This is a genomic window from Pelomonas nitida, assembly GCF_043555975.1.
GTDB lineage: Bacteria > Pseudomonadota > Gammaproteobacteria > Burkholderiales > Burkholderiaceae_C > Pelomonas > Pelomonas nitida.
In genome coordinates this window covers 106,656-129,291 of record NZ_JBIGIA010000014.1, presented here as the reverse complement: position 1 = coordinate 129,291, position 22,636 = coordinate 106,656, and the positions used below count along the sequence as shown (strand labels likewise).

Below are 22,636 nucleotides of genomic sequence, written 5' to 3'. Positions count from 1 at the left end.
CCGGAGTGGATGTGGATGGCCGGCTTGATCTTGTCGCTCTTGTTGTAGAACGGCTCGGGCATGAACTGGTTCGAATTGAACAGGTTCTGCCAGACGGTGTTCTCCAGCGTGTCGGCGGCCAGTTGCAAGTCGGCTGCCGAGAGGTTCTCGTCGGAATAGAAGGCGAAGTGCGCCGATTCCTTGACGAGCTTGAAATTGGACTGCTCGGGGTTGGGACCGCCTGCGCGCCAGGTACCAGCGGTCACCGTCGGCTTGGTGGGCGTGCCCGTGTACCAGACGGTCGTGGTGGTGCCGGCGTCAACGGCGGACGGCGCCGGGGCCGGCGCGGGCGTCGGGGCCGGTGTAGGAGCTGGGGTCGGCGCGGGAGTGGGAGCCGGTGTCGGTGCAGGGGTCGGCGCGGGCGTAGGAGCCGGCGTCGGTGCAGGCGTGGGGGCTGGTGTCGGTGCGGGCGTGGGCGCTGGCGTCGGCGCCGGTGTGGGCGCAGGCGTAGGAGCTGGCGTCGGTGCCGGCGTGGGAGCTGGTGTCGTGCCCGAGGCGCAGAAACCGATCGAATCCATCGTGGCCTTGGGAGCCAGCGTGTTGTTCCAGCCCGCACCACTCAGCGCAACGCTGCTGCCGCTCTGCTTCCAGGTGGCATTCCAGAGCTGGCTGACGGTGCCGCTCACGGTCAGCGTGCCACTCCACACCAACGGGGTGCTGTTGGGGTTGGTCACGCGCACAGTGGCGCAATAACCCGTGCCCCAACGGTTGGTCACGACGTAATCCACCGTGGCCGGACTCGCGGCCATCGCAGATTGCGCAAAGATGGCCGACAGCGCAGCGCTGAGGACCAAAGGACGAAGGCGTGACATGGCGTGTTGCTCCAGGTTAGTTTTTCGTTAGCTGACGGCAGCCGATAGGCACCGAAGCTCATCTTCACGGCATAACGTTCAGAGTCGGTGTCAAAACGTACTCTCCGCAACCTGACCATGGGACACGGCGAGTCGAGCGAGCACCCCAAGGACCGGGCGGATCAGCGGCACAGCCCATTGGCTCGCCACCTCGATGCGGGCGGCAATGTAATTCCGAAAATCAACCCCTAACTCGAGATTCGCGGGAAGTTGCGAACTGTTGCAGCTTGCGAAGTATCTTGAAGAACGGGTCACATGGAACACTTTGGGCGGCAGCTGAATGAGCCCGGACATGCGCCGCCCCGGGGCGGCCATGCACCCTCAGAGTCAACCCGCAACGGCGCCCAGAATGCCGGCGTTGCGAACGTGCTCCTGAGTGGAGGTCTGGGCCATGCCAGCGCCCTTTCTCATCTTCAGGAGACTCTCCGATGCAATTCGTTGCGACCCAGATCCGCCGTGCGACCACGGCCCTGCTCGGCGGCCTCGTGCTGGCCCATGCCGGTGCCGCGCTGGCCGACGTCAGCCCGCTGTCCGTCAGCGGCAACAAGATCCTGGCCGGCGGTCAGCCCGCCAGCTTTGCCGGTAACAGCCTGTTCTGGAGCAACACCGGCTGGGGGGGCGAAAAGTACTACAACGCCAACGTCGTCGGCTGGCTCAAGAGCGACTGGAAGTCCAAGGTCGTGCGCGTGGCCATGGGTGTCGACGAAACCCAGGGCTACCTGGCCGACCCCGCCGGCAACAAGGCGCGGGTCAAGGCCGTGGTGGACGCCGCCATCGCCAATGACATGTACGTCATCATCGACTGGCACAGCCACCATGCCGAGAACTATCGCAACGAGGCGATCGCGTTCTTCCAGGAGATGGCCCGCACCTACGGCAACCACAACCACGTGATCTACGAGGTCTACAACGAGCCGCTGAACATCTCGTGGAGCGGCACGCTCAAGCCCTACGCGCAGGCCGTCATCAGTGCCATCCGCGCGATCGACCCCGACAACCTCATCATCGTCGGCACGCCCAACTGGTCGCAGGACGTCGACGTGGCTTCGCGCGACCCGATCAGCGGCTCCAACATCGCCTACACGCTGCACTTCTACGCCGGCAGCCACGGCCAGTGGCTGCGCGACAAGGCCCAGACGGCGCTGAACAATGGCGTGGCACTGTTCGTCACGGAATGGGGTTCGGTGGGTGCCAGCGGCGACGGCGGCGTGGCGGCGTCAGAGACCTGGGCCTGGGTGGACTTCATGAAGGCCAAGGGCATCAGCAACGCCAACTGGGCACTGAACGACAAGGCCGAAGGCGCCTCGGCGCTCGTCTCCGGCGCCAGCGCCCAGGGTGGCTGGTCGGCCGGCCAGCTCACGGCCTCCGGCTCGCTCGCCAAGCAGATCATCGGCGGCTGGCCCGGCACAACACCCGCGCCGGGCGGCTGCACACGTGTGGCGCTGCCCGGCCAGATCCAGGCCGAGGCCTACTGCCAGATGTCGGGCGTGCAGGTGGAGGCAACCACCGACACCGATGGCGGCAGCAACGTCGGCTACATCGAGACCGGTGACTGGATGACTTATGACGTCAACGTGCCGGCGGCCGGCAGCTACGTCGTCAAGTACCGCGTGGCCAGCGCGTCAGGCGGCGGCGTCATCCAGCTGGAGCGCGGCGGCGGCGGCAGCACCTACGGCACGGTCAACGTGAGCTCCACCGGCGGCTGGCAAAACTGGACCACCGTGTCGCACACGGTCAACCTGCCGGCCGGTCAGCAGACCCTGGCCATCCTGGCCAAGTCGGGCGGCTTCAACGTCAACTGGCTGGACATCAGCCGGCCTGGTGACGCCAACACCGGCGGCACGACCATCCAGGCCGAGAGCTTCGATGCGATGTCCGGCGTGCAGACCGAGGCCACGACCGACTCCGGCGGCGGCCTGAACGTCGGCTACCTGGACGCGGGTGACTGGCTGTCCTACCCCAGCATCAACCTGCCCAGCGCCGGCACCTACACCATCGAGTACCGCGTGGCCAGCCTGAACGGCGGCGGCAACCTGCAGCTCGAGGAAGCCGGCGGCAGCGTCGTCTATGGCTCGGTCAACATCCCGGCCACGGGCGGTTGGCAGAACTGGGTGACCGTCAAGCACACCGTGCAGCTGCCGGCCGGCACGCGCAAGTTCGGCATCGCCGTGCGCAACGGCGGCTGGAACCTGAACTGGTTCCGCGTGACCAAGGCCAACTGACGCGACCGTGAGCGGGGAGCGCGTGCCGAACCGGCCGCCCTCCCCGTCTTGCACCGCGCGGCCGGTTTCAGAACTCCGCGTTCAGCCCAACAGCCACCGTGCGCCCCGGCGCGGTCGACAGCTCGATCTGCTGCCGGTCTCTCGCATTGGCCGGCTGGAGGCTGCGCGCGCTGGCGTATGACCAGTAGCGCTTGTCCGTCACGTTCAGGAGCCCGGCCGTGAGGCGCAGGCTCGGCGCCACGCGCCAGTAGCCGGCCAGGTCGAACCGCCCGAAGCCGGGCACGCGATAGAGCTGCGTCGTCGAGTCGGTCAGGCCGACGCCCGGGTTGTTGCTGAAGGACTGCCGGTTCGTGGCGGTCGCCTGCTTGCCGTGCACGAAGGTGCCCGTCAGGTTGAGGCCCCAGGCCTTGCGCGCTGCGTCGAAGCCGACCCCGACGATGGCCTTGGCCGGCTGCACCGTGTCCAGGTCCACGTCCTTGTCGCCCGGGTAGTTGGACTTCGAGCTGCCCTTGCTGTAGCCCAGCGCCCACGTGCTGTAGAGCCCGCGGACGGCGGGCGCCCAGGTGCCATGCTCCAGCCGCACGCTGACCTCGGTGCCCGTGATCTGCGCCTCGTCGCGGTTGCCGGCCTGGTACAGGATGGACAGGCTGGGCTGGATGTTGACGAACTTCTCCGGGTTGTTGGCCCGCGTGTAGCGCGTGTAGGAAATGAAGTCGTCGTAGACGGTGTGGAAGACCGCGGCCGCGAAAGTGACCCCCGGCACCGGCGTGCCCTTCAGCCCCACTTCGAAGGCGTTGCTGGTTTCGGCCTTCAGGTTGCGATCGCCCAGCAAGGCATAGGTGCCACCGCCACTGTTCCAGTAGCCGAAGATCTCGCTGTTGGTAGGCGCCCGGCCGCCGCGCTTCCACTGCGCGTAGGCCGTCAGGTTGGGCTGCAAGGCGTACAGCACGGCCAGGCTCGGGCTGACGATCGTCGTCGTCGGCGCGTGCCCGTACATGGCCTCCAGCTCCTGCGGCGTGATGCGCGTGCTGCCGAAGCTGCCCGCGTTGCGGATGCTCGGCTCGATGCGGTCCACGCGCAGCCCGGGAACGACGGCCAGGCGGCGCCCGTCCACGTCAAAGTTGATGGTGTCCTCGGCGAAAGCACCCGTGCGCCAGGTCAGCGTGTCCGGGAACGGCTGCCCCGCCCCGAAGGCTTCGGTCGAGGTGAACGGATGCTCGTTCTCGGCCCGCGACTGATTGAGGCCGAACTTGAATTCATGGTTGCCGACGCGTTTCTCGCCCAGCGTCGAGAAGCCGAGCTGGCGCGTCTTGTTGCGCGAGGCCTCCAGGATCTGCGCCTGTGTCGCCAGGGTCACTGTGGACGTCGCGTCATCCATGTCGGTGTTCTGCAGGTAGAAGCGTGTCTGCAACCGGTCGACCCAGCCACCGGCCTCGGGCGTCCAGGTGTGCGCCAGCGAGACGGTGTCGCGGCGGGTGCGCGCGTCCTGCGTGGATCGCCCGGTGACGGCGGTCGCGGCGGTGTCCCAGGCGTCGAACGTCGAGTCGCTCTGCTTGCGGTAGAGGTCCGCCGCCAGCTCCAGCCGGTGCGCGGGGTTCACGCGCAGCACACCCTTGAGCAGCAGCGCGTCGGAGTGCCAGTCTTCCGGGTAGGCGGGCACCGTGTCGCTGTGGTTTTCCGTCTGCTCGCCATCACGCCGGGTGTAGTTCAGCAACACGCCGACGCTGCCGGCCATTGCCGCGAGAGTCGCCCCCTTGGTCCAGCTCTTGTTGGCCTCGTTGTAGCCGAGCTTGGCGCCCGCATGGAGGGGCTTGCCGGCGCTCACGAAGTCTTCGGGCGACTTGCTGCGAAAGCTCACGGCGCCGCCGATGCCGCCGGCCGAACGCTGCGAGTTGGTCGTGCCCGACTGGATGTCGACCGATGCGTACATGTCCGGGTCGATGAAGTCGCGCCCCATGCCGAAGGTGCCGTCCTCCGAACGCGCCGTCAGCGGCGCCCGGCTGATGGCATCGGGCATCTCGATACCGTCCACGTCCAGGCCCACGCGGTTGCCTTCGACGCCGCGGATGTTGTAGTTGGTCGTGCCACCGCGGTCATAGCGACTGGCGCCCCGCGTGGAGCCGAGCGTCGTGCCCGGCGCTTCCACGAGCGGCTGGTAGCGAGCCACATCGCCCAAGCTGGTGACGCCGCTGCGCTCGCCATCGTCCAGCGTCAGCACCGTCCGCGTGCCCGCCTCGGCGCGCTCTTCGGCGGCGGTCACACGCACCACCGGCAGAGCACCGGCGTCAGCGGTGGCGCGTTGCAGCACCCAATGGCCGGGCGAACGCTCGCGCGCCGCCAGCCCCGTGCCTTCCAGCAGCCGGGCAAAGCCTTCGCGCGCGTCGAAACGCCCCTGCAGGCCCGGGCTCGTGCGGCCGGCCACCAGCGCGGCGTCGACCTGCAGCGACACGCCGGCACGGGTGGCGAACTGCGTCAGCGCATCGGCCAGCGGCCCGGCCGGCACCTGGAGGGCAGCTGCCTGCTGCTGCGCCTCAGCGGCCTGCAGCCAGGCGGCGCCACCCGTCAAGGCCATCAGCAACAGCGCCTGACGCGCGGCCGTGGCAATCGGGGAAACCTGGCAGCCGCGAACCGCGGCGCCGGTGGGGATGTTCTTGTTCATGCAAAGCCTTGGAGGAATTCATGTTGGCTGGCTTCGCAAGCGACGCGATGGCTGGCTGTCGAGAGTGAAAGAAACGAAGAGATGCCGTGGCCGCGGCGCGGCGGCGGCTACGGGACGGCATCTGCCGCAATCGCGGCAGGCGCTGAAAGAAGCGGGGCGACTCAGAGGGCGAGAGGGACTTCGGCGCGACCGACAAGGCGTCCGACAGCGCCCCAATCTAGGCGCACCGCGCAGCCGTCGCTCGGGCTACGGCGAGCATTTGCAACGACGAGTGGGGGCCTTCGGGCAGCAAGGCGGGCATGCGGAATGGCTTCCCGCCCTCTCAGGCCTTCAGGGCGACACGAAGCTTGTCTTGCCGTCCTTGCGCTCCTGCTCCGCAAGCTTCATGTCGGTGTCGTCGACCACGCCATCCTGGTTGCGATCGTGCAGGTTGAACATGCGCATGCCGGTCGCCTGGAATTCCTCGGGGCTGATGCTGCCGTTCTTGTCGGCATCCAGCACGCCGAAACGCACCTTGGCCTGGCGCATCTGGCGCTGCTGCTCCTCGCGACGTTTCTCGGGGTCGGCGATCTTGCCGACGCGCAGCATCAGGCGCCCTTCGAACTCGCCCAGGTACTCGGCCTCGCTCAACACGCCATCGGCATCGAAGTCCATGCGCGCGAACTCGACCTGGCGCCCCAGCTTGAATTCGGCCAGCAGCACCTTGCCGTCGCCGTTCAAGTCCTGCTCGCTGATGAAGGTGGCTGACGAATGCGAGGCCGCCATGGCGGGCAACAGGGCCGCACCCAGCAGGGCGGCAAGCAGGCGGGGGTTCGGAGTCATGCGGGATGTCATGGTTGGGGTTGAACTTCGATGGTGAGCGTGGCGGTGTGGCTCAGCCACAGCGCCGGGTTGTCTGCCGATGGCCGGCGCACGCGCACCTGCAGCAGATACAGGCCCGCCGTGCTGGGCTTGAAACTGACCTCACCGGCAGCATTGGTGCTGAGCGTCAGTTCGGCTTGCTTGCGGCTGGCGTAGTGCTGGCCGTCGGCGATGACGCTGACGGTCTCGCCGGCAAGCGGCTGGCGGCTCTCGCGCACGCGAACCGTGACGGTCTCGCCGGCGTAAAGGTCGTAGGGTTGCGTGACGGGGTAGATGCCGACACCCTGCGCGTCGAAATCGGCCAGGCTGGGCTTGCCACGCGTCACGTAGACATCAGCGCGCGTGATGCTCTGCACTTCGATCGGGGCGTCACCTGCCTGCTGCTCCTCCTTGCGCTCGACGAAGTGCACCTTGCCGTCACGCAGCACCGCCTTCGCCAGACGCCCCTTGCGCACGCCGGACGAAATCAGATAAGTGCCGTTGCCCGCAGACAGCGGCACCTCGAGAAAGCTGGCGTCCTTCAACACCGCCGCCGGAACCAGGGCCTGGGACTTGCCATCGGGACCGAGCACCTGAAAGGCATCGGACTTCATCGCCACATCCGGCCGCAGATCGCCTTCGGCGAAGGACGCCTCGACCGTGACGTGCTTGCGCTGCTCGTCGGCCGCGAAGGCGTTGGGCTTGAGATAAGGCGAATGGGCCTGGGCCCCGACGCTGAACAGCACGGGGGCCAGCCAACGTCCGATGCTTTGAAATTTGATGGTGGACATGGTGAACGGGTTGGGAAACGGGAGCCCGATGTCGCTGAGGTCGCGCATCGCTCCATCACTATAAATGCGAATCATTTGCATTCGCAACGATCTTGCAAAAATGGTTCACAAGCTCGGCCAGAGCGCCGGCGCCAAAGTCCTACAGATCTGAATGGTCATTCATTCAGCGCTTGCGAATTCCGCTTCAAAAAATAGAATGAACGATCATTCAATATCCAAAGCCTGCCGTGAGCGCCCTGGATCCCCACCAGACCCCTTCGCCGCCCGGCCCCACCACCGTCGAGGCCCACACCATGCCCACCCATCTCCAGACCAGCGCTCCCGCACGCCCTCAGCACCGCTCGCTCGGCATGCCGGCCTTCGCCACGCTCACGGTGGTCGTCGCCGTCGCGGCCGCCCTCTTCCTCAGCGCCTGCAGCCCGGCCGGCGCCCAAGGCGGCGCACCGCAGCAAGGCCCGTCGCCGGTGGGCGTGGTGCAACTGCAGCCCCAGCGCGTGGAGCTGACCACGGAGCTGGCCGGCCGCACCGTTGCCACGCAGACGGCTGAAGTGCGCCCGCAGGTCACCGGCCTGATCAAGACCCGCGCCTTCACCGAAGGCAGCGACGTGAAGGCCGGTCAGCTGCTCTACCAGATCGACCCCGCCAGCTACCAGGCTGCCCGTGACAGCGCCCAGGCCTCGCTGGCCAAGGCCGAAGCCACCGCCACCACGGCTCGCCTGAAGGCCGGCCGCTACGACGAACTGGCCGGCATCGACGCCGTCAGCAAGCAACTCCGCGACGACGCCCAGGCCGCGCTGAAGCAGGCCGAAGCCGATGTGCAGGCCGCCCGCGCCGCGCTGCGCACCGCACAGATCGACCTGGACCGAACCCGCGTCACCGCGCCGGTCGCGGGCCGCGTCGGCCGCTCGGCCGTCACTGCCGGTGCGCTCGTCACGGCCAACCAGACCACGGCCATGGCCACCGTGCAGCAGCTGGACCCGATCTACGTCGACGTGACGCAGACCAGCGCCGAACTGCTGCGCCTGCAGCGCCAGATCGCCGACGGCACGCTGCAGCGCGACGCCAGCGGCCAGGCGCGCGTCAAGCTGCTGCTGGAAGACGGCAGCACCTACGCGCAGGAAGGCAAGCTGCAGTTCTCGGAGCTGCAGGTCGACCCCGCCAGCGGCAGCGTGACGCTGCGCGCGCAGTTCCCCAACCCCAAGCGCCAGCTGCTGCCCGGCATGTACGTGCGTGCGCTGGTGGAAACCGGCGTGCAGGCCCAGGCGCTGCTGGCGCCGCAAGCGGCCGTGTCGCGTGACGCCAAGGGCAACGCCACGGCTTTCGTGGTCGGCAAGGATGGCAAGGCCGAGGCCCGCCAGCTGCAGACCGGCGCCGTCATCAACGGCCAGTGGCTGGTGACGTCGGGCCTGGCGGCCGGTGACCAGCTCATCGTCGACGGCCTGCAGCGCCTGCGCCCTGGCGCCCCGGTGCAAGCGGCGGCTGCCGCCGCGCCCGCGCAGATCGCCGCATCGGCCGCCCAGGCCCGCTGATCGGAGGACGACCCATGTCCCGCTTCTTCATCGACCGGCCCATCTTCGCGTGGGTGCTGGCCATCGTCATCATGCTGGCCGGTGCGTTGTCCATCCGCACGCTGCCGGTCTCGCAATACCCCAGCATCGCGCCGCCGCAGGTGTCGATCAACGCGTCCTACCCCGGCGCCTCCGCCAAGACGCTGGAAGACACCGTCACCCAGGTCATCGAGCAAAAGCTCAAGGGCATCGATGGCCTGACCTACATGTCCTCCACGTCGGACTCGCAAGGTAACGCCAGCATCACGCTGACCTTCGCGGCCGGCACCAACCCCGACACCGCCCAGGTGCAGGTGCAGAACAAGCTGGCGTCCGCCACCTCGCTGCTGCCGCAGGAAGTGCAACGCCAGGGCGTGCAGGTGGTCAAGTCCACCATCAACTTCCTGATGGTGGTGGGCTTCGTGTCCGAGGACGGCAAGCTCAGCAACGTCGACCTGTCCGACTACGTCTCCACCAACGTGCTGGACCCGCTCAGCCGCGTGGAAGGCGTGGGCGAGGTGACGCTGTTCGGCGCGCAGTACGCCATGCGGATCTGGTTGAACCCCAACCAGCTGAACCAGCACGGCCTGACCCCGGCCGATGTGTCCACGGCCATCCAGGCGCAGAACGCGCAGGTCTCCGCCGGCCAGCTGGGTGCCGCGCCGGCCAACGTCGGCCAGCAGCTCAACGCCACCGTCACGGCGCAGAGCCGCCTGCAAACGCCCGAGCAGTTCCGCAACATCGTCCTCAAGACCAAGGCCGACGGTGCCACCGTCCACCTCGGTGACGTGGCCCGCGTGGAATTGGGCGCCGAGAGCTATGCCACCGTGTCCCGCTACAACGGCAAGCCCGCCGCGGGCGTGGCCGTCAAGCTCGCCACCGGCGCCAATGCGCTCTCGACGGCCAAGGCCGTGGAAGCCGAGCTCAAGCGCATGGAAAGCTACATGCCGGCCGGCATGAAGGTGGTCGTGCCGTACGACAGCACGCCCTTCGTCGAGGTCTCCATCCACGAGGTCATCAAGACGCTGATCGAAGCGGTCGTGCTGGTCTTCCTCGTGATGTATCTGTTCCTGCAGAACTTCCGCGCCACGCTGATTCCGACGATCGCCGTGCCGGTCGTGCTGCTGGGCACCTTCGGCGTCATGGCCGCGGCCGGCTTCTCCATCAACACGCTGACGATGTTCGGCCTGGTGCTGGCCATCGGCCTGCTGGTGGACGACGCCATCGTCGTGGTCGAGAACGTCGAGCGCGTGATGACCGAGGAAGGCCTGTCGCCCAAGGAAGCCACGCGCAAGTCCATGGGCCAGATCACCGGCGCGCTGGTGGGCATCGCGCTGGTGCTGTCGGCCGTGTTCGTGCCGATGGCCTTCTTCGGCGGCTCCACGGGCGTCATCTATCGCCAGTTCTCGATCACCATCGTGTCGGCCATGGCGCTGTCGGTGCTGGTCGCCATGGTGCTGACCCCGGCGTTGTGCGCCACGCTGCTCAAGCCCAGCCACGGCGCGGCCACGCACGGCTTCTTCGGCGCGTTCAACCGCCGCTTCGATGCGGCCACCACCGGCTACGAGGGCGTCGTCGCCCGCATGCTGCGCCGCTGGGGCCGTCACCTGGTCGTCTACGGCCTGATCGTCGTCGGCATGGCGCTGCTGTTCCTGCGCCTGCCCACGTCCTTCCTGCCGGAAGAAGACCAGGGCATCCTGTTCTCGCAGGTGCAGCTGCCGGCCGGCGCCACGCAGTCGCGCACGCTGGACGTCGTCCAGCGCGTCGAGAACCACTTCCTGACCAACGAGAAGGACAACGTCGAATCCGTGTTCGCCGTCACCGGCTTCAGCTTCGCCGGCCGCGGCGAGAACATGGCCATGGCCTTCGTCAAGCTCAAGGACTGGGGCGAGCGCAAGAGCCCGGCCCAGAAGGTGCAGGCCATCGCCGGCCGCGCGATGGGCAACTTCATGCAGTACCGCGACGCCTCGGTCTTCGCCTTCGCGCCGCCGGCCGTGCTGGAACTGGGCAACGCCAGCGGTTTCGACATCTACCTGCAAGACCAAGGCGGTGTGGGCCGCGAGGCCCTGGTGGCCGCGCGCAACCAGCTGCTGGGCATGGCCGCGCAAGACCCGACGCTGGTGGCCGTGCGCCCCAACGGCCTGCAGGACGCGCCGCAGCTGCGCCTGGACGTGGACACGGCCAAGGCCGGCGCGCTGGGCCTGACGGTGGCCGACATCAACAGCCTGCTCTCCACCGCCTGGGGCGGCAGCTATGTGAACGACTTCATCGACCGCGGTCGCGTGAAGAAGGTCTACCTGCAGGCCGATGCGGCCTACCGCATGCAGCCTGACGACCTGAACAGCTGGCGCGTGCGCAACGCCTCCGGCGACATGGTGCCGTTCTCGGCCTTCGGCACGGCCACCTGGGAGCTGGGTTCGCCCCGACTGGAGCGCTACAACGGCCTGCCGGCCCTCGAAGTGCTGGGCCAGCCGGCGCCGGGCAAGAGCTCGGGCGCCGCGATGAAGTCGGTCGAGTCCATCGTCGCCAAGCTGCCGCCGGGCATCGGCGTGAGCTGGACGGGCCTGTCCTACCAGGAGCGCCTCACCGGCGATCAGGCCCCGATGCTGTACGCGCTGTCGCTGCTCGTCGTGTTCCTGTGCCTGGCCGCGCTGTATGAGAGCTGGAGCATCCCGTTCTCGGTGATGCTGGTGGTGCCGCTGGGCGTCATCGGCGCGCTGCTGGCCGCGTCGGCCCGTGGCCTGTCCAACGACGTGTACTTCCAGGTCGGCCTGCTGACCACCATCGGCCTGTCCGCCAAGAACGCCATCCTCATCGTCGAGTTCGCCAAGGCGCAGATGGAGGCGGGCAAGGACGCCGTCACCGCCACGCTGGACGCTGTGCGCATGCGGCTGCGTCCCATCCTGATGACCTCGCTGGCCTTCGCGCTGGGCGTGCTGCCGCTGGCCATCGCCACCGGCGCCGGCTCGGGCAGCCAGAACGCCATCGGCACCGGTGTGCTGGGCGGCATGCTGAGCGCCACCGTGCTGGGCATCTTCTTCGTGCCGGTGTTCTTCATCGCAGTGCAGCGCTGGTTCCCGAGCCGCGCGGCCGCCGCACCGGCAGCGCCCACCGCGCCGGCACAACCCGCACACCATGCCCAGGAGGGCCACTGACATGACCAAGTTCCTCATGCCCACGCTGCTCGCCGCGAGCCTCGCGCTGGCCGGTTGCGCCGGCCTCGCGCCGGCCTATGAGCGCCCCGCCTCGCCGGTGGCCGCCCAGTGGCCCGTGCCGCAGACGGCTGCGGCCGACGCCAAGGCGGCCGACCTCGGCTGGCGCGAGTTCTTCACCGATGCCAAGCTGCAAGCGCTGATCGAGCAGGCGCTCGCGAACAACCGCGACCTGCGCGTCGCCGTGCTGAACGTGCAGCGCGCCCAGGCGCAGTACGGCGTGCAGCGCGCCGACCGGCTGCCCAGCGTCAACGCGGGCGTTGGCCAGACGGCACAGCGCATGAACGGCACCGTCACCCGCCAGTACACCGCCACGCTGGGCGTCAGCGCCTACGAGCTGGACCTGTTCGGTCGCGTGAAGAACCTCACCGACGCCGCGCTGCAAACCTACCTCGCCACCGACGACGCCCGCCGCAGCACGCAGATCAGCCTCGTCGCCCAAGTCGCGAGCGCCTACCTCACGCTCGCCGCTGACCAGGAACGGCTGCGCCTGACCGAACAGACGCTGCTGTCGCGCCAGGACGGGCTGCGCCTGACCCAGCGTCTGCAGAGCGCCGGCGTGTCGTCCACGCTGGACCTGCGCCAGGCCGAGATCGCCGCCGAGACGGCCCAGGCCGACCTCGCCACGCTGACGCGCCAGGTCGCGCAGGACCGCAACGCGCTGGAGCTGCTCGTCGGCCAGCCGCTGCAGCCCGCGCAATGGCCGGATGCCGGCACGGACGCCGCCGTCACGCAGACCGCCGAGCTGTCGGCCGGCCTGCCGTCGGACGTGCTGCTGGCCCGGCCCGACGTGCTGCAGGCCGAGCGCAGCCTGCGCGCCGCCAATGCCAACATCGGTGCGGCCCGCGCAGCGTTCTTCCCGCGCATCAGCCTGACGGCCAGTGCCGGCAGTGCCAGCAACGCGCTGGACGACCTGTTCCGCAGCGGCACCGGCATGTGGAGCTTCGTGCCCCAAGTGACGCTGCCCATCTTCGACGCCGGCCGCAACCAGGCCAACCTGAAGATCGCCCAGGTGGACCGCGACATCGCCGTGGCGCAGTACGAGAAGTCCATCCAGTCCGCCTTCCGCGAAGTGGCCGACGCACTCGCCGAGCGCGCCACGGTGGGCCAGCAGGTCGAGTCCCAGCAGCGCCTCGTCACGCAGACGCAGGACGCCCTGCGCCTGGCCGAGGCCCGCTTCGAGAAAGGCCTGGACGACCGGCTGACGACGCTGGACGCCCAACGCTCGCTCTACAGCGCCCAGCAAAGCCTCATCGCGACGCGGCTGGCCCAGCAGGTCAACCGCGTGACGCTCTACAAGGCGCTCGGCGGCGGTCTCCCTGACGGTCAAACCAGCGGACAATCCGCGTCGTGACGCTCTCCCCCCAACCCTCCGACCGGGCGCTCGCCCGCCGCCAGCAGGTGCTGGATGCGGCGGCCGAGTGCTTCCGCCGCCGTGGCTTCCATGCGGCCAGCATGGCCGAGATCGCCAAGACGGCGGGCATGAGCCCCGGCCACATCTACAACCTGTTCCAGAACAAGGACGACATCATTGCGGCCATCGTCGAACGGGATTGTGAGGAGGTGCTGCTGCGCATCGCCGAGTTCCGGGAGGGCGGCGCCCTGCTGGAGCAGATGCTGGCCCGCACCGAGGAGGCCATCGACGAGCACAGCGAAGTGGCCGAAGCCGCGCTGCAACTGGAGGTGCTGGCCGAGGCCAGCCGCAACCCCAAGCTCGCCGCCGTCGTGCAAAAGAGCGAGGCGCTGGTGAACGAGAAAGCGCAGGAGCTGATCCGCCAGAGCCTGGGCGAGCACGCCGACAAGCTGCCGCCGGACGAGATCCGTGGCCGCGCGCTGCTGCTGGGCGCGCTGTTCAACGGCCTGACCGTGCTGGGCGTGCGCAACCCCGCCATGCCGCAGCAGACGTCGGCCATGGCGCCGGTCATGCGCCGCGTGCTGCAGGTGCTGCTGGCGCCATAGCGGCACCCGCGCGGCACGCTGGAGCGCTGGGGCCTCCACGGCCCCTGAGACAATGCAGGGCATGACCACCCCGCCCCGCCCTATCGGGCCCTACGAAGACTTCATGCGCCATGTGTTCGAGCATGGCGTGCGCAAGAGTGACCGCACGGGCACCGGCACGCGCAGCGTGTTCGGTCACCAGATGCGCTTCGATCTCGCCGCCGGCTTTCCACTGGTGACCACCAAGAAGGTGCACCTGAAGTCCATCATCCTGGAGCTGCTGTGGTTCCTGCGCGGCGACAGCAACGTCAAGTGGCTGCAGGAGCGCGGCGTCACCATCTGGGACGAATGGGCCCGCGCCGACGGCGACCTGGGCCCGGTCTACGGCGTGCAGTGGCGCAACTGGCCCACGCCGGATGGCGGCCACATCGACCAGATCGCCGAGGTCGTCAAGCAGCTCAAGACCAACCCCGACAGCCGCCGCATCCTTGTCAGCGCCTGGAACGTGGCCGAGCTGCCGCAAATGGCGCTGATGCCCTGCCACGCGCTGTTCCAGTTCTACGTGGCTGACGGCAAGCTCAGCTGCCAGCTCTACCAGCGGTCGGCCGACATCTTCCTCGGCGTTCCGTTCAACATCGCCTCCTACGCGCTGCTGACCATGATGCTGGCGCAGCAATGCGACCTCGCGCTCGGCGAGTTCATCTGGACCGGGGGCGACTGCCACATCTACGACAACCATGTCGACCAGGTGACCACGCAACTCGCCCGCGAGCCGCGGCCCTTCCCCACGATGACGATCAAGCGCCGGCCGGCCTCGATCTTCGAGTATGCGTACGAAGACTTCGAGCTGACCGGCTACGACCCGCATCCCGCCATCAAGGCACCGGTCGCCGTATGAGCGCAGCGCGCATCACGCTGGTGGCTGCGGTCGCCCGCGACGGCGCCATCGGCCGCCACAACGACCTGCTGTGGCGCGAGCCGCGCGACATGGCCCGCTTCAAGCAGCTCACGCTCGGCAAGCCCGTCATCATGGGCCGCAAGACCTGGGACTCCCTGCCGGAGCGCTTCAGGCCACTGCCCGGCCGGCGCAACCTCGTCGTCAGCCGCAGCACCGGCACGCTGGCGGGCGCCGAAGTGTTCGCCAGCCTGGAGGGCGCACTCGCCACCTGCCCCGGTGCCGAGGTCTGCGTCATCGGCGGCGGCGAGATCTACGCGCTGGCACTGCCGCTCGCCCACCGCCTCGCACTCACCGAGGTGGACCTTGAATTTCCAGACGCCGATCGGCACTTCCCGGCCTGGGATCGCGCGCGTTTCACCGAAACCCAACGCGAAACGCTGCACAGCGCCGACGGCACCCGTTTCGATTTTGTTGACTACCTTTGCACGGAGAACTGAGCCATGTCCTCAGGCGGCTTTCACGTCCACGGCCCTCACGACCACGAACTGGAGCATGCAGCCCAGCACGAACCGCGCGGCCTGGCAGGCCAACTCGCGGTCATCACCGCCATCCTCGCCACGGTCGGCGCCTTCTTCTCGTACATGGGTGGCGCCACACAGGCCAACGCCGCGCTCTACAAGAACGACGCCGCCATCCGCAAGACCGAGGCCAGCAACCAGTGGAACTACTACCAGGCCAAGAGCAGCAAGCAAAGCCTGGCCGAACTGGCCTTCGACCTGACCCCCAACGACGAGCAAAAGAGCAAGTACAAGGACAAGATCGCCCGCTACGAGAAAGAGAAGAACGAGATCAAGCTGGCGGCTGAAAAGCTCGAGGAAGCATCGCGCCACTTCGATGAGCTCAGTAGCGAGCAGATGCACATGCATCACCGCTGGGCCCAGGCCACAACGGCCCTGCAGATTTCCATCGCCCTGGCCGCGATCACGCTGCTGACGCGGCGCCGCTGGCTCGAAGTGGGCACGCTGGCCGTGGGCGCCATCGGCATCGCCCTCGGCGGGGCTGCCTGGCTGCACTTTTAAGCAGCGGGCATTCGGGGCGGCCCAACTGGGCCGCTGTCGACAACACCCTGCCCCGGCCACGCTCGCGAAAATGGGCAAGGCAAGAAAAAAGGACTTGCGAATCTCGCAAGTCCTTTGTCCTTTGGTGGGCGGTGCAGGGTTCGAACCTGCGACCCCTGCCGTGTGAAGGCAGTGCTCTACCGCTGAGCTAACCGCCCGGAATATGGCGCCGCGTTTTCAGGATCACCACCGCTGAAGGTGGTGGGCGGTGCAGGGTTCGAACCTGCGACCCCTGCCGTGTGAAGGCAGTGCTCTACCGCTGAGCTAACCGCCCTGAAAACCGCTAGGCTGAGCGCTGAAGCGAAAAACACATCAGCGCGTCCGGGAAGCCCACGATTATGCCACGGATTTTGCCGGCTCCAACACTCGCCATTGGCAAGTGCCGCCAGCCGCCTTGTCGAGATCGATCAGCAGCTTGGCATGGGCCTCGAGTTCCGCGGCGTCAGCGCACAGCACGGGCAGGTCGAACCGGCTCAGGTCCACCGCCTCGAAACTGGCCTGGGCCTCGTTGCCGCTGCTGTCGCCATGGTCGTCCATGAGCAACGCGTCCTGCCCGCGTGTCAGGCGGATGTAGACGTCAGCCAGCAGCTCGGCGTCCAGCAACGCGCCGTGCAGCACGCGTTTGGTGTTGTCCACCTCCAGCCGGCGGCACAGCGCATCCAGCGAGTTGGCCTTGCCGGGGAACAGGTCGCGCGCCATCAGCAGCGTGTCGCGCACACTGTCCACGTGGTCGGTCAGCACGCCGCGCTTGAGGCGCTTGAGCTCGGCGTTGACAAAGCCGATGTCGAACGGCGCGTTGTGGATGACCAGCTCAGCGCCAGCCAGAAAGGCCAGCAACTGGTCGACGATTTCGGCGAACTTCGGCTTGTCCGACAGGAATTCCTCGGTCAGCCCGTGCACCCGCAGTGCGTCCTCGTGGCTCGCGCGCTCGGGGTTGATGTAGAGGTGCAGGTTGTTGCCGGTCAGCTGGCGGTTGATCATCTCCACGCAGCCGATTTCGATGATGCGGTCGCCCTTGTCCGCCTCCAGGCCGGTGGTTTCCGTGTCGAAGAAGATCTGGCGCATGGCTCAACCCGCCGGGCGCTGGTTGCGGCGCGTGGCCCAGGCGAACATCAGCACGCCGGCCAACACCATGGGCAGGCTCAGCCACTGGCCCTGGCTCAGGTGAAGCCAACGGCCGTCCAGCGGCAGGAAATCGTCGGGCTGGCGGAAGAACTCGGTCACGAAGCGCTGAGCGCCGTAACCCGTCAGGAACAGCGCCGAGATCTGGCCCGTGGCGCGCGGCTTGCGGGCAAACAGCCACAGCAGCACGAACAGGAACACGCCCTCACCCAGGAACTGGTAGATCTGCGACGGATGGCGGGCAACGCCCACCGGGTCGTTTGCCTGCGGGAACACCATGGCCCAGGGCAGATCGGATGGCGCTGGCCGCCCCCACAGTTCACCGTTGATGAAGTTGCCCAGGCGCCCGGCCGCGAGGCCCGTCGGCACGCAAGGGGCGATCAGGTCCGCCACCTCGAAGAAGCCCCGCCGGCGCATGCGCCCGAAGATCGCCATGGCCGCGATGACGCCCAGCAGGCCTCCGTGGAAGGACATGCCGCCCTTCCAGACGGCGAACACCTCGGTCAGGTTGTGGAGGTAGTAGTCGGGCTTGTAGAAGAGGCAGTAGCCGAGGCGGCCGCCAAGCACGACGCCGAGCACGCCGTAGAAGAGCACGTCGTCCACGTCCTGCCGCGTCCAGCCGACCGCGGCATGCTGCGGCATGCGGACACGGCGCGACGCCAGCAACAGAAACAGGCCGAACGCCAGCAGGTAGGTGATGCCGTACCAATGAATGGCCAACGGGCCGATCTTGACGGCGATGGGGTCGAATTGGGGATGAACGAGCATGGCTCGGCAGAGGAAGCGAAAGCGGGCCGCATCATAGCCAGCCCCCTCCTGCGCCCGGCGCGGCCGACATCAACCCCGGGGCCCGTGGCGCGACGCAGCCGCGTCAGGGCCTGTCGCCCAACATGTCAGCGCCGCTTCTTGCTGCCGGGCTTGAACCGCCCCAGCGCTTCCAGCTGCTTGTCGCGGCGAGCGGCCTTTTTGTCCTCCAGGGCATCCATGGCCTTGCGTTGAGTCAAACCGCTTTTGTCCGCCCAGGCCCACCATACGACCGCGAGCGCAAAGGGCGACAGGATGATGAACCAGGCCCAGAGGTCATCCTTGTGGAACTGAACCCATCCTCCCAGCCGAAGCACGATGAAGAGCACGCCGATCAATACAAATGCCATGCGGCATCTCCTTCAGGTATCTTTGCGTTCACTGTAGTTCAACGTTTGAAAGGTTCTCGATGAAATTCCTGGTTCTCAGCCTCGCCCTGATCGCCCCCGCCGCCTTTGCCAACCAGGAGCTGGCGCAGAAAAAGAACTGCATGGCCTGCCATGCACTGGACAAGAAGCTGGTCGGCCCCGCCTACAAGGACGTGGCGGCCAAGTACGCCAAGGACAAGGACGCTTACAAAAAGCTCGCCGAAAAGATCCAAAAGGGCGGCTCGGGCGTCTGGGGTGCGATGGTCATGCCGCCCAACGCCGTGACGCCGGCCGAGGCCGAAGCCCTCGCCAAGTGGGTGCTGACGGTCAAGTGAGCGAGCCTCACTTCGGCTGACTCCGACAGGCCCTGCGGGGCCTGTCTGCTTTTCTGAGCGGCACGAGCCGACCGGCCTCGCCGCCAACGGTGCGCGTCACGGGCGATTCATGCGCGGTTCGAAGAATCGCGGCCGCGCAGGCTGTTCTGCGCGCCCTGCGAAACCCGCCCCATGACCATTGCGCGCCCGTCCCGAATCGCCGTCGCCGCCGCCGCGGCAACCGTCGTCACCCTGTTCGCTCACGCCGCCCAGGCCGGCTCGGCCACGCTGGAGGGCTGGGCCCTGATGCCCGCCAACACCTTCGCCGACGGCCCCACCACGGGCCAGTTCGCCAGCGGCGCTGGCGGCAACCCGCTGCCGCTGCTGGACCGGCAATCGGTGCAAGGCTTCTCCGCCGTGCTGGCGGGCCCGACCGCCGGCAGCTACTACTTCATGCCCGACAACGGCTTCGGCACGCGTGAAAACTCCGCCGATGCGCTGCTGCGCCTGTACGCCGTGACGCCGGACTTCCGCACCGCCAACGGCGGCACGGGCAACGTCATTGCCGCCCACCACGGCACCGGCGCGGCCATGAGCGGCTTTCATGCGGGCAGCTACATCACGCTGTCCGACCCGAACAACCTGCTGTCGCTGAAGATCCAGGCCGACTACACGCGCTACTACAACAACGCCGCCAATCCGCTGGTGGACGCGAGCATCCGCAACGACCGCCTGCTGACCGGCGCCGACCTCGACATCGAGTCCGTGCGCAAGGACAAGAACGGCAACCTGTGGTTCGGTGACGAGTTCGGACCCTATCTCGTCAAGACCAACGCCAAGGGCGAGGTGCTACGCCGCGAAATCGGCATGACGGGCGTGCTGTCGCCGCAGAACGAAGCGGTCATCAATGGCAGCGCCGCGGCGACGCTGGGGCGCTCCAACGGCTTCGAAGGCATGGCGGTCAACGCCAGCGGCGACCGCCTCTACACGCTGCTGGAAGGCACGGTGGCGGGCGACCCGACCAAGACGCTGCGCATCAACGCCTTCGACGTGAACACCGAGGCCTACACCGGCCAGCAGTGGCACTACAAGCTCGACGCCGCCGGCACCAACATCGGCGACATGACGGCCATCAACGACCACGAGTTCCTGGTCATCGAACGCAACGGCGCCACGGCCACCAGCGGCACCCCGTTCAAGAAGATCTACAGCATCGACCTGAACAAGCTCGACGCCAACGGCAACGTCGTCAAGACCGAGGTGGTCGACCTGATGAACATCGCCGACCCCAACGACCTGAACCGCGACGGCAACCAAGCCTTCACCTTCCCCTTCACCACCATCGAGAGCGTGCTGATCCTCGACGCCCACACGCTGCTGGTCGCCAATGACAACAACTACCCCGGCACCGGCGGCCGCGACCTGGGCTCGGACAACACCGAGTTGCTGAAGATCCATCTCGATCACGCCCTGGCCGTGTCGGCGGTGCCCGAGCCGGGCAGCTATGCCTTGATGCTGGGTGGGTTGGGGCTTGTGGGCTCGGTGGCCCGCCGCCGCGCACGCGGCTGACGGCTGCCGCGCCGGAAAAAAGGCCGCCCGGTGGGCGGCCCTCATTTGGCAGGCGTCGTTCAGTAAGCCTGCCCCAATTGCTCAAGGATCGCCGGGTTCTGGTGCTCGCTCACATCGCAGGCGATATGAGCAAGCCCCGAATCCCGCGCTCGGCTCCGCCGCCCCCGCACTGCGTGCGGCTTGAGCAACAGGGTCAGTACGCCTGACCCAATTGCTCAAGGATCACCGGGTTCTGGTGCTCGCTCACATCGCAGGCGATATGAGCAAGCCCCGAATCCCGCGCTCGGCTCCGCCGCCCCCGCACTGCGTGCGGCTTGAGCAACAGGGTCAGTAAGCCTGACCCAATTGCTCAAGGATCGCGGGATTCTCCAGCGTCGAGGTGTCCTGGGTGACCGACTCGCCCTTGGCGACCGAGCGCAGCAGGCGGCGCATGATCTTGCCGGAGCGCGTCTTGGGCAGGTTGTCGCCGAAGCGGATGTCCTTGGGCTTGGCGATGGGGCCGATCTCCTTGGCCACATGGTCGCGCAGCTGCTTGGCGATAGCCTTGGCTTCGTCGCCCATCGGACGGGGCCGCTTGAGCACGACGAAGGCGCAGATGGCCTCGCCGGTCGTGTCGTCGGGGCGGCCGACGACGGCGGCCTCGGCGACCAGCTCCGTGAAGCTGACCAGCGCCGACTCGATCTCCATCGTGCCCATGCGGTGGCCCGAGACATTCAGCACGTCGTCGATGCGGCCGGTGATCGTGAAGTAGCCCGTCTCGGTGTCGCGGATGGCGCCGTCGCCGGCCAGGTAATAGCCCTTGAGCTCGGCCGGGTAGTAGCTCTTCTTGAAGCGCTCGGGATCGCCCCAGATCGTGCGGATCATGCTGGGCCAGGGCTTCTTGACGACCAGGATGCCGCCCTGCCCGTTGGGCACATCGTTGCCGGTCTCGTCGACGATGGCGGCCGTGATGCCCGGGAACGGCAGCGTGCAGGAGCCCGGCACCAGCGTCGTCACGCCGGGCAGGGGCGTGATCATGTGGCCGCCGGTCTCGGTCTGCCAGAACGTGTCGACGATGGGGCAGCGGCCGCCACCGACATGCGCGTGATACCACTCCCAGGCGGCCGGGTTGATGGGCTCACCCACCGACCCCAGCAGGCGCAGGCTGGTCAGGTCGTAATTGCGCGGATGCACGGCGCCGTTGGTTTCGGCGGCCTTGATCAGCGAGCGGATGGCGGTGGGCGCCGTGTAGAAGATGGTGGCCTTGTGGCGCTGGATCATCTGCCAGAAGCGGCCGGCGTCCGGGTAGGTGGGCACGCCCTCGAAGACGATCTCCGTGCCGCCGAGAGCCAGCGGGCCATAGGCGATGTAGGTGTGGCCCGTCACCCAGCCGATGTCGGCCGTGCACCAGAAGATGTCGTCGTCCTTCAGGTCGAAGGTCCACTTGGTCGTCAGTGCCGCGTGCAGCAGGTAGCCGCCGCTGCTGTGCTGCACACCCTTGGGCTTGCCAGTGGAGCCCGACGTGTAGAGCAGGAACAGCGGATGCTCGGCCTCCACCCATTCCGGTTCGCAGGTGCTGGGCTGGCCCGCCGTGAGTTCATGCAGCCACAGATCGCGCCCCGCGTCCCAGCTGATCTCGCCACCGGTGCGCTGGTAGACGATGACATCCTTCAGCGTCGGGCAGACACCGCCTTCCAGCGCCTCGTCGACGATGGCTTTCAGCGGCAGCGCCTTGCCGCCCCGCGCCTGCTCGTCGGCGCAGATCAACGCCACGGCGCCGGCATCCTGCACGCGGTCGCGCAGGCTTTGGGCCGAGAAGCCACCGAACACGACCGAGTGCGTCGCGCCGATGCGGGCGCAGGCCTGCATGGCCACGACACCTTCGACGGACATCGGCATGTAGATGACGACACGGTCGCCCTTGCGGATGCCGCGAGCCTTCAGCGCGTTGGCGAGCTGGCAGGTGCGGGCGAGCAGTTCCGCGTAGGTCACGCGCGTGACGGCGCCGTCGTCGGCCTCGAAGATCAGCGCCGTCTTGCCGCCCTTGCCGGCCTCGACATGGCGGTCCAGGCAGTTGTAAGAGACATTCAGCCGGCCATCCTCGAACCACTTGAAGAACGGCGCGTCGGCGTCGTTGAGCGTCTTGGTGAAAGGCGTCTGCCAGCTCAGCAGCTCGCGCGCCAGGCGCGCCCAGTAGCCGGCGTAATCCTTCTCCGCCTCCGCCACCAGCGCCGCATACCCGGCCTCGCCCTTCACATGGGCGTTGGCCACCCACTCGGGGCTGGGCGCGTAGGTGTTCAGCGTGCTCATCAAAGTCTCCTTGGGTTGATTGGCGCGGACTGTGCTGGCGGCGTCTGACGAAGCC

17 protein-coding genes, 2 tRNA genes and 2 pseudogenes are annotated in these 22,636 nt (G+C 67.7%); 11 read left to right on the top strand and 10 right to left on the bottom strand.

Annotation, left to right across the window (positions count from 1 at the left end):
- On the bottom strand, positions 1–851 hold an 851-nt coding region (locus tag ACG00X_RS17910; RefSeq protein WP_394489964.1), incomplete at its 3' end, for a cellulose binding domain-containing protein.
- Between the two features lie 467 nt (positions 852–1,318).
- On the opposite strand from ACG00X_RS17910, the gene ACG00X_RS17905 reads away from it, so the two are divergent.
- Complete coding sequence (locus ACG00X_RS17905; RefSeq protein WP_394489962.1) at positions 1,319–3,112, top strand: carbohydrate-binding protein; 1,794 nt, start codon at positions 1,319–1,321, stop codon at positions 3,110–3,112.
- A gap of 67 nt (positions 3,113–3,179) precedes the next feature.
- Here the strand turns inward: ACG00X_RS17905 and ACG00X_RS17900 are convergent, their stop codons facing one another.
- From ACG00X_RS17900 to ACG00X_RS17890, 3 genes are all read right to left on the bottom strand, one after another.
- Entirely contained in the window at positions 3,180–5,771 is a 2,592-nt protein-coding gene (locus ACG00X_RS17900) for a TonB-dependent receptor (RefSeq protein WP_394489960.1), read from the bottom strand.
- 330 nt (positions 5,772–6,101) lie between these two features.
- Entirely contained in the window at positions 6,102–6,593 is a 492-nt protein-coding gene (locus ACG00X_RS17895) for an EF-hand domain-containing protein (protein WP_394489958.1), read from the bottom strand.
- An 8-nt stretch (positions 6,594–6,601) separates the two neighbouring features.
- Complete coding sequence (locus ACG00X_RS17890; protein ID WP_394489956.1) at positions 6,602–7,402, bottom strand: DUF4198 domain-containing protein; 801 nt, start codon at positions 7,400–7,402, stop codon at positions 6,602–6,604.
- A 350-nt stretch (positions 7,403–7,752) separates the two neighbouring features.
- Between ACG00X_RS17890 and ACG00X_RS17885 the strand changes: the two genes are divergently transcribed.
- The 7 genes from ACG00X_RS17885 to ACG00X_RS17855 all read left to right on the top strand — a co-directional run bounded on the left by ACG00X_RS17885 (position 7,753) and on the right by ACG00X_RS17855 (position 16,076).
- Positions 7,753–8,931, top strand: coding sequence for an efflux RND transporter periplasmic adaptor subunit (locus ACG00X_RS17885; RefSeq protein ID WP_394489966.1), 1,179 nt, complete (start codon positions 7,753–7,755; stop codon positions 8,929–8,931).
- A 14-nt stretch (positions 8,932–8,945) separates the two neighbouring features.
- Entirely contained in the window at positions 8,946–12,104 is a 3,159-nt protein-coding gene (locus ACG00X_RS17880) for an efflux RND transporter permease subunit (protein ID WP_394489954.1), read from the top strand.
- 1 nt (position 12,105) lies between these two features.
- Positions 12,106–13,515 (top strand): efflux transporter outer membrane subunit, encoded by a 1,410-nt coding sequence (locus ACG00X_RS17875; RefSeq protein WP_394489952.1) that lies wholly within the window; start codon positions 12,106–12,108, stop codon positions 13,513–13,515.
- Positions 13,512–14,120 carry a TetR/AcrR family transcriptional regulator gene (locus ACG00X_RS17870; RefSeq protein WP_394489950.1) on the top strand — a complete coding sequence of 203 codons (609 nt, stop codon included), beginning with the start codon at positions 13,512–13,514 and terminating at the stop codon, positions 14,118–14,120. Before ACG00X_RS17875 ends, ACG00X_RS17870 begins: the two co-directional genes overlap by 4 nt.
- 61 nt (positions 14,121–14,181) lie before the next feature.
- Positions 14,182–14,997, top strand: a complete 816-nt coding sequence (locus ACG00X_RS17865) for a thymidylate synthase (protein WP_394489948.1) — start codon at positions 14,182–14,184, stop codon at positions 14,995–14,997.
- Positions 14,994–15,494 (top strand): dihydrofolate reductase, encoded by a 501-nt coding sequence (locus tag ACG00X_RS17860; protein WP_394489946.1) that lies wholly within the window; start codon positions 14,994–14,996, stop codon positions 15,492–15,494. Before ACG00X_RS17865 ends, ACG00X_RS17860 begins: the two co-directional genes overlap by 4 nt.
- 3 nt (positions 15,495–15,497) lie before the next feature.
- Entirely contained in the window at positions 15,498–16,076 is a 579-nt protein-coding gene (locus tag ACG00X_RS17855; protein ID WP_394489944.1) for a DUF4337 domain-containing protein, read from the top strand.
- Between the two features lie 122 nt (positions 16,077–16,198).
- On the opposite strand, the gene ACG00X_RS17850 is transcribed toward ACG00X_RS17855, so the two are convergent.
- The 5 genes from ACG00X_RS17850 to ACG00X_RS17830 form a co-directional block, all read right to left on the bottom strand.
- Positions 16,199–16,273: transfer RNA gene (locus ACG00X_RS17850), tRNA-Val, on the bottom strand.
- A gap of 41 nt (positions 16,274–16,314) precedes the next feature.
- Positions 16,315–16,389 (bottom strand) — tRNA-Val (locus ACG00X_RS17845).
- Positions 16,390–16,451: 62 nt separating this feature from the next.
- Positions 16,452–17,180, bottom strand: a complete 729-nt coding sequence (gene dnaQ, locus ACG00X_RS17840; protein WP_394489942.1) for a DNA polymerase III subunit epsilon — start codon at positions 17,178–17,180, stop codon at positions 16,452–16,454.
- Between the two features lie 3 nt (positions 17,181–17,183).
- A complete protein-coding gene (lgt, locus tag ACG00X_RS17835; RefSeq protein ID WP_394489940.1) occupies positions 17,184–18,005 on the bottom strand; it encodes a prolipoprotein diacylglyceryl transferase in 822 nt (273 codons plus the stop codon).
- Positions 18,006–18,130: 125 nt separating this feature from the next.
- Complete coding sequence (locus ACG00X_RS17830) at positions 18,131–18,391, bottom strand: TIGR04438 family Trp-rich protein (protein WP_394489938.1); 261 nt, start codon at positions 18,389–18,391, stop codon at positions 18,131–18,133.
- Between the two features lie 59 nt (positions 18,392–18,450).
- Here ACG00X_RS17830 and ACG00X_RS17825 point away from each other — a divergent pair, with 59 nt between their 5' ends.
- The 3 genes and pseudogenes from ACG00X_RS17825 to ACG00X_RS17815 form a co-directional block, all read left to right on the top strand.
- Positions 18,451–18,744 (top strand): c-type cytochrome, encoded by a 294-nt coding sequence (locus ACG00X_RS17825; protein ID WP_394489936.1) that lies wholly within the window; start codon positions 18,451–18,453, stop codon positions 18,742–18,744.
- Positions 18,745–18,915: 171 nt separating this feature from the next.
- Positions 18,916–20,112 (top strand): annotated as a pseudogene (locus ACG00X_RS17820) (esterase-like activity of phytase family protein); the annotation flags it as partial.
- Between the two features lie 81 nt (positions 20,113–20,193).
- Positions 20,194–20,292, top strand: a pseudogene (locus ACG00X_RS17815) (PEPxxWA-CTERM sorting domain-containing protein); the annotation flags it as partial.
- A gap of 327 nt (positions 20,293–20,619) precedes the next feature.
- On the opposite strand, the gene acs reads toward ACG00X_RS17815, so the two are convergent.
- Complete coding sequence (gene acs / locus ACG00X_RS17810; RefSeq protein ID WP_394489934.1) at positions 20,620–22,581, bottom strand: acetate--CoA ligase; 1,962 nt, start codon at positions 22,579–22,581, stop codon at positions 20,620–20,622.
- Positions 22,582–22,636 lie beyond the last annotated feature (55 nt).

What these genes read in the sequence shown, in the direction of transcription:
- ACG00X_RS17905 (WP_394489962.1), top strand. Translation starts at nt 1,319, where the DNA reads ATGCAATTCGTTGCGACCCAGATCCGCCGTGCGACCACGGCCCTGCTC.
- ACG00X_RS17900 (WP_394489960.1), bottom strand. Translation starts at nt 5,771, where the DNA reads ATGAACAAGAACATCCCCACCGGCGCCGCGGTTCGCGGCTGCCAGGTT.
- ACG00X_RS17895 (WP_394489958.1), bottom strand. Translation starts at nt 6,593, where the DNA reads ATGACTCCGAACCCCCGCCTGCTTGCCGCCCTGCTGGGTGCGGCCCTG.
- ACG00X_RS17890 (WP_394489956.1), bottom strand. Translation starts at nt 7,402, where the DNA reads ATGTCCACCATCAAATTTCAAAGCATCGGACGTTGGCTGGCCCCCGTG.
- ACG00X_RS17885 (WP_394489966.1), top strand. Translation starts at nt 7,753, where the DNA reads ATGCCGGCCTTCGCCACGCTCACGGTGGTCGTCGCCGTCGCGGCCGCC.
- ACG00X_RS17880 (WP_394489954.1), top strand. Translation starts at nt 8,946, where the DNA reads ATGTCCCGCTTCTTCATCGACCGGCCCATCTTCGCGTGGGTGCTGGCC.
- ACG00X_RS17875 (WP_394489952.1), top strand. Translation starts at nt 12,106, where the DNA reads ATGACCAAGTTCCTCATGCCCACGCTGCTCGCCGCGAGCCTCGCGCTG.
- ACG00X_RS17865 (WP_394489948.1), top strand. Translation starts at nt 14,182, where the DNA reads ATGACCACCCCGCCCCGCCCTATCGGGCCCTACGAAGACTTCATGCGC.
- ACG00X_RS17860 (WP_394489946.1), top strand. Translation starts at nt 14,994, where the DNA reads ATGAGCGCAGCGCGCATCACGCTGGTGGCTGCGGTCGCCCGCGACGGC.
- ACG00X_RS17855 (WP_394489944.1), top strand. Translation starts at nt 15,498, where the DNA reads ATGTCCTCAGGCGGCTTTCACGTCCACGGCCCTCACGACCACGAACTG.
- dnaQ (WP_394489942.1), bottom strand. Translation starts at nt 17,180, where the DNA reads ATGCGCCAGATCTTCTTCGACACGGAAACCACCGGCCTGGAGGCGGAC.
- lgt (WP_394489940.1), bottom strand. Translation starts at nt 18,005, where the DNA reads ATGCTCGTTCATCCCCAATTCGACCCCATCGCCGTCAAGATCGGCCCG.
- ACG00X_RS17830 (WP_394489938.1), bottom strand. Translation starts at nt 18,391, where the DNA reads ATGGCATTTGTATTGATCGGCGTGCTCTTCATCGTGCTTCGGCTGGGA.
- ACG00X_RS17825 (WP_394489936.1), top strand. Translation starts at nt 18,451, where the DNA reads ATGAAATTCCTGGTTCTCAGCCTCGCCCTGATCGCCCCCGCCGCCTTT.
- acs (WP_394489934.1), bottom strand. Translation starts at nt 22,581, where the DNA reads ATGAGCACGCTGAACACCTACGCGCCCAGCCCCGAGTGGGTGGCCAAC.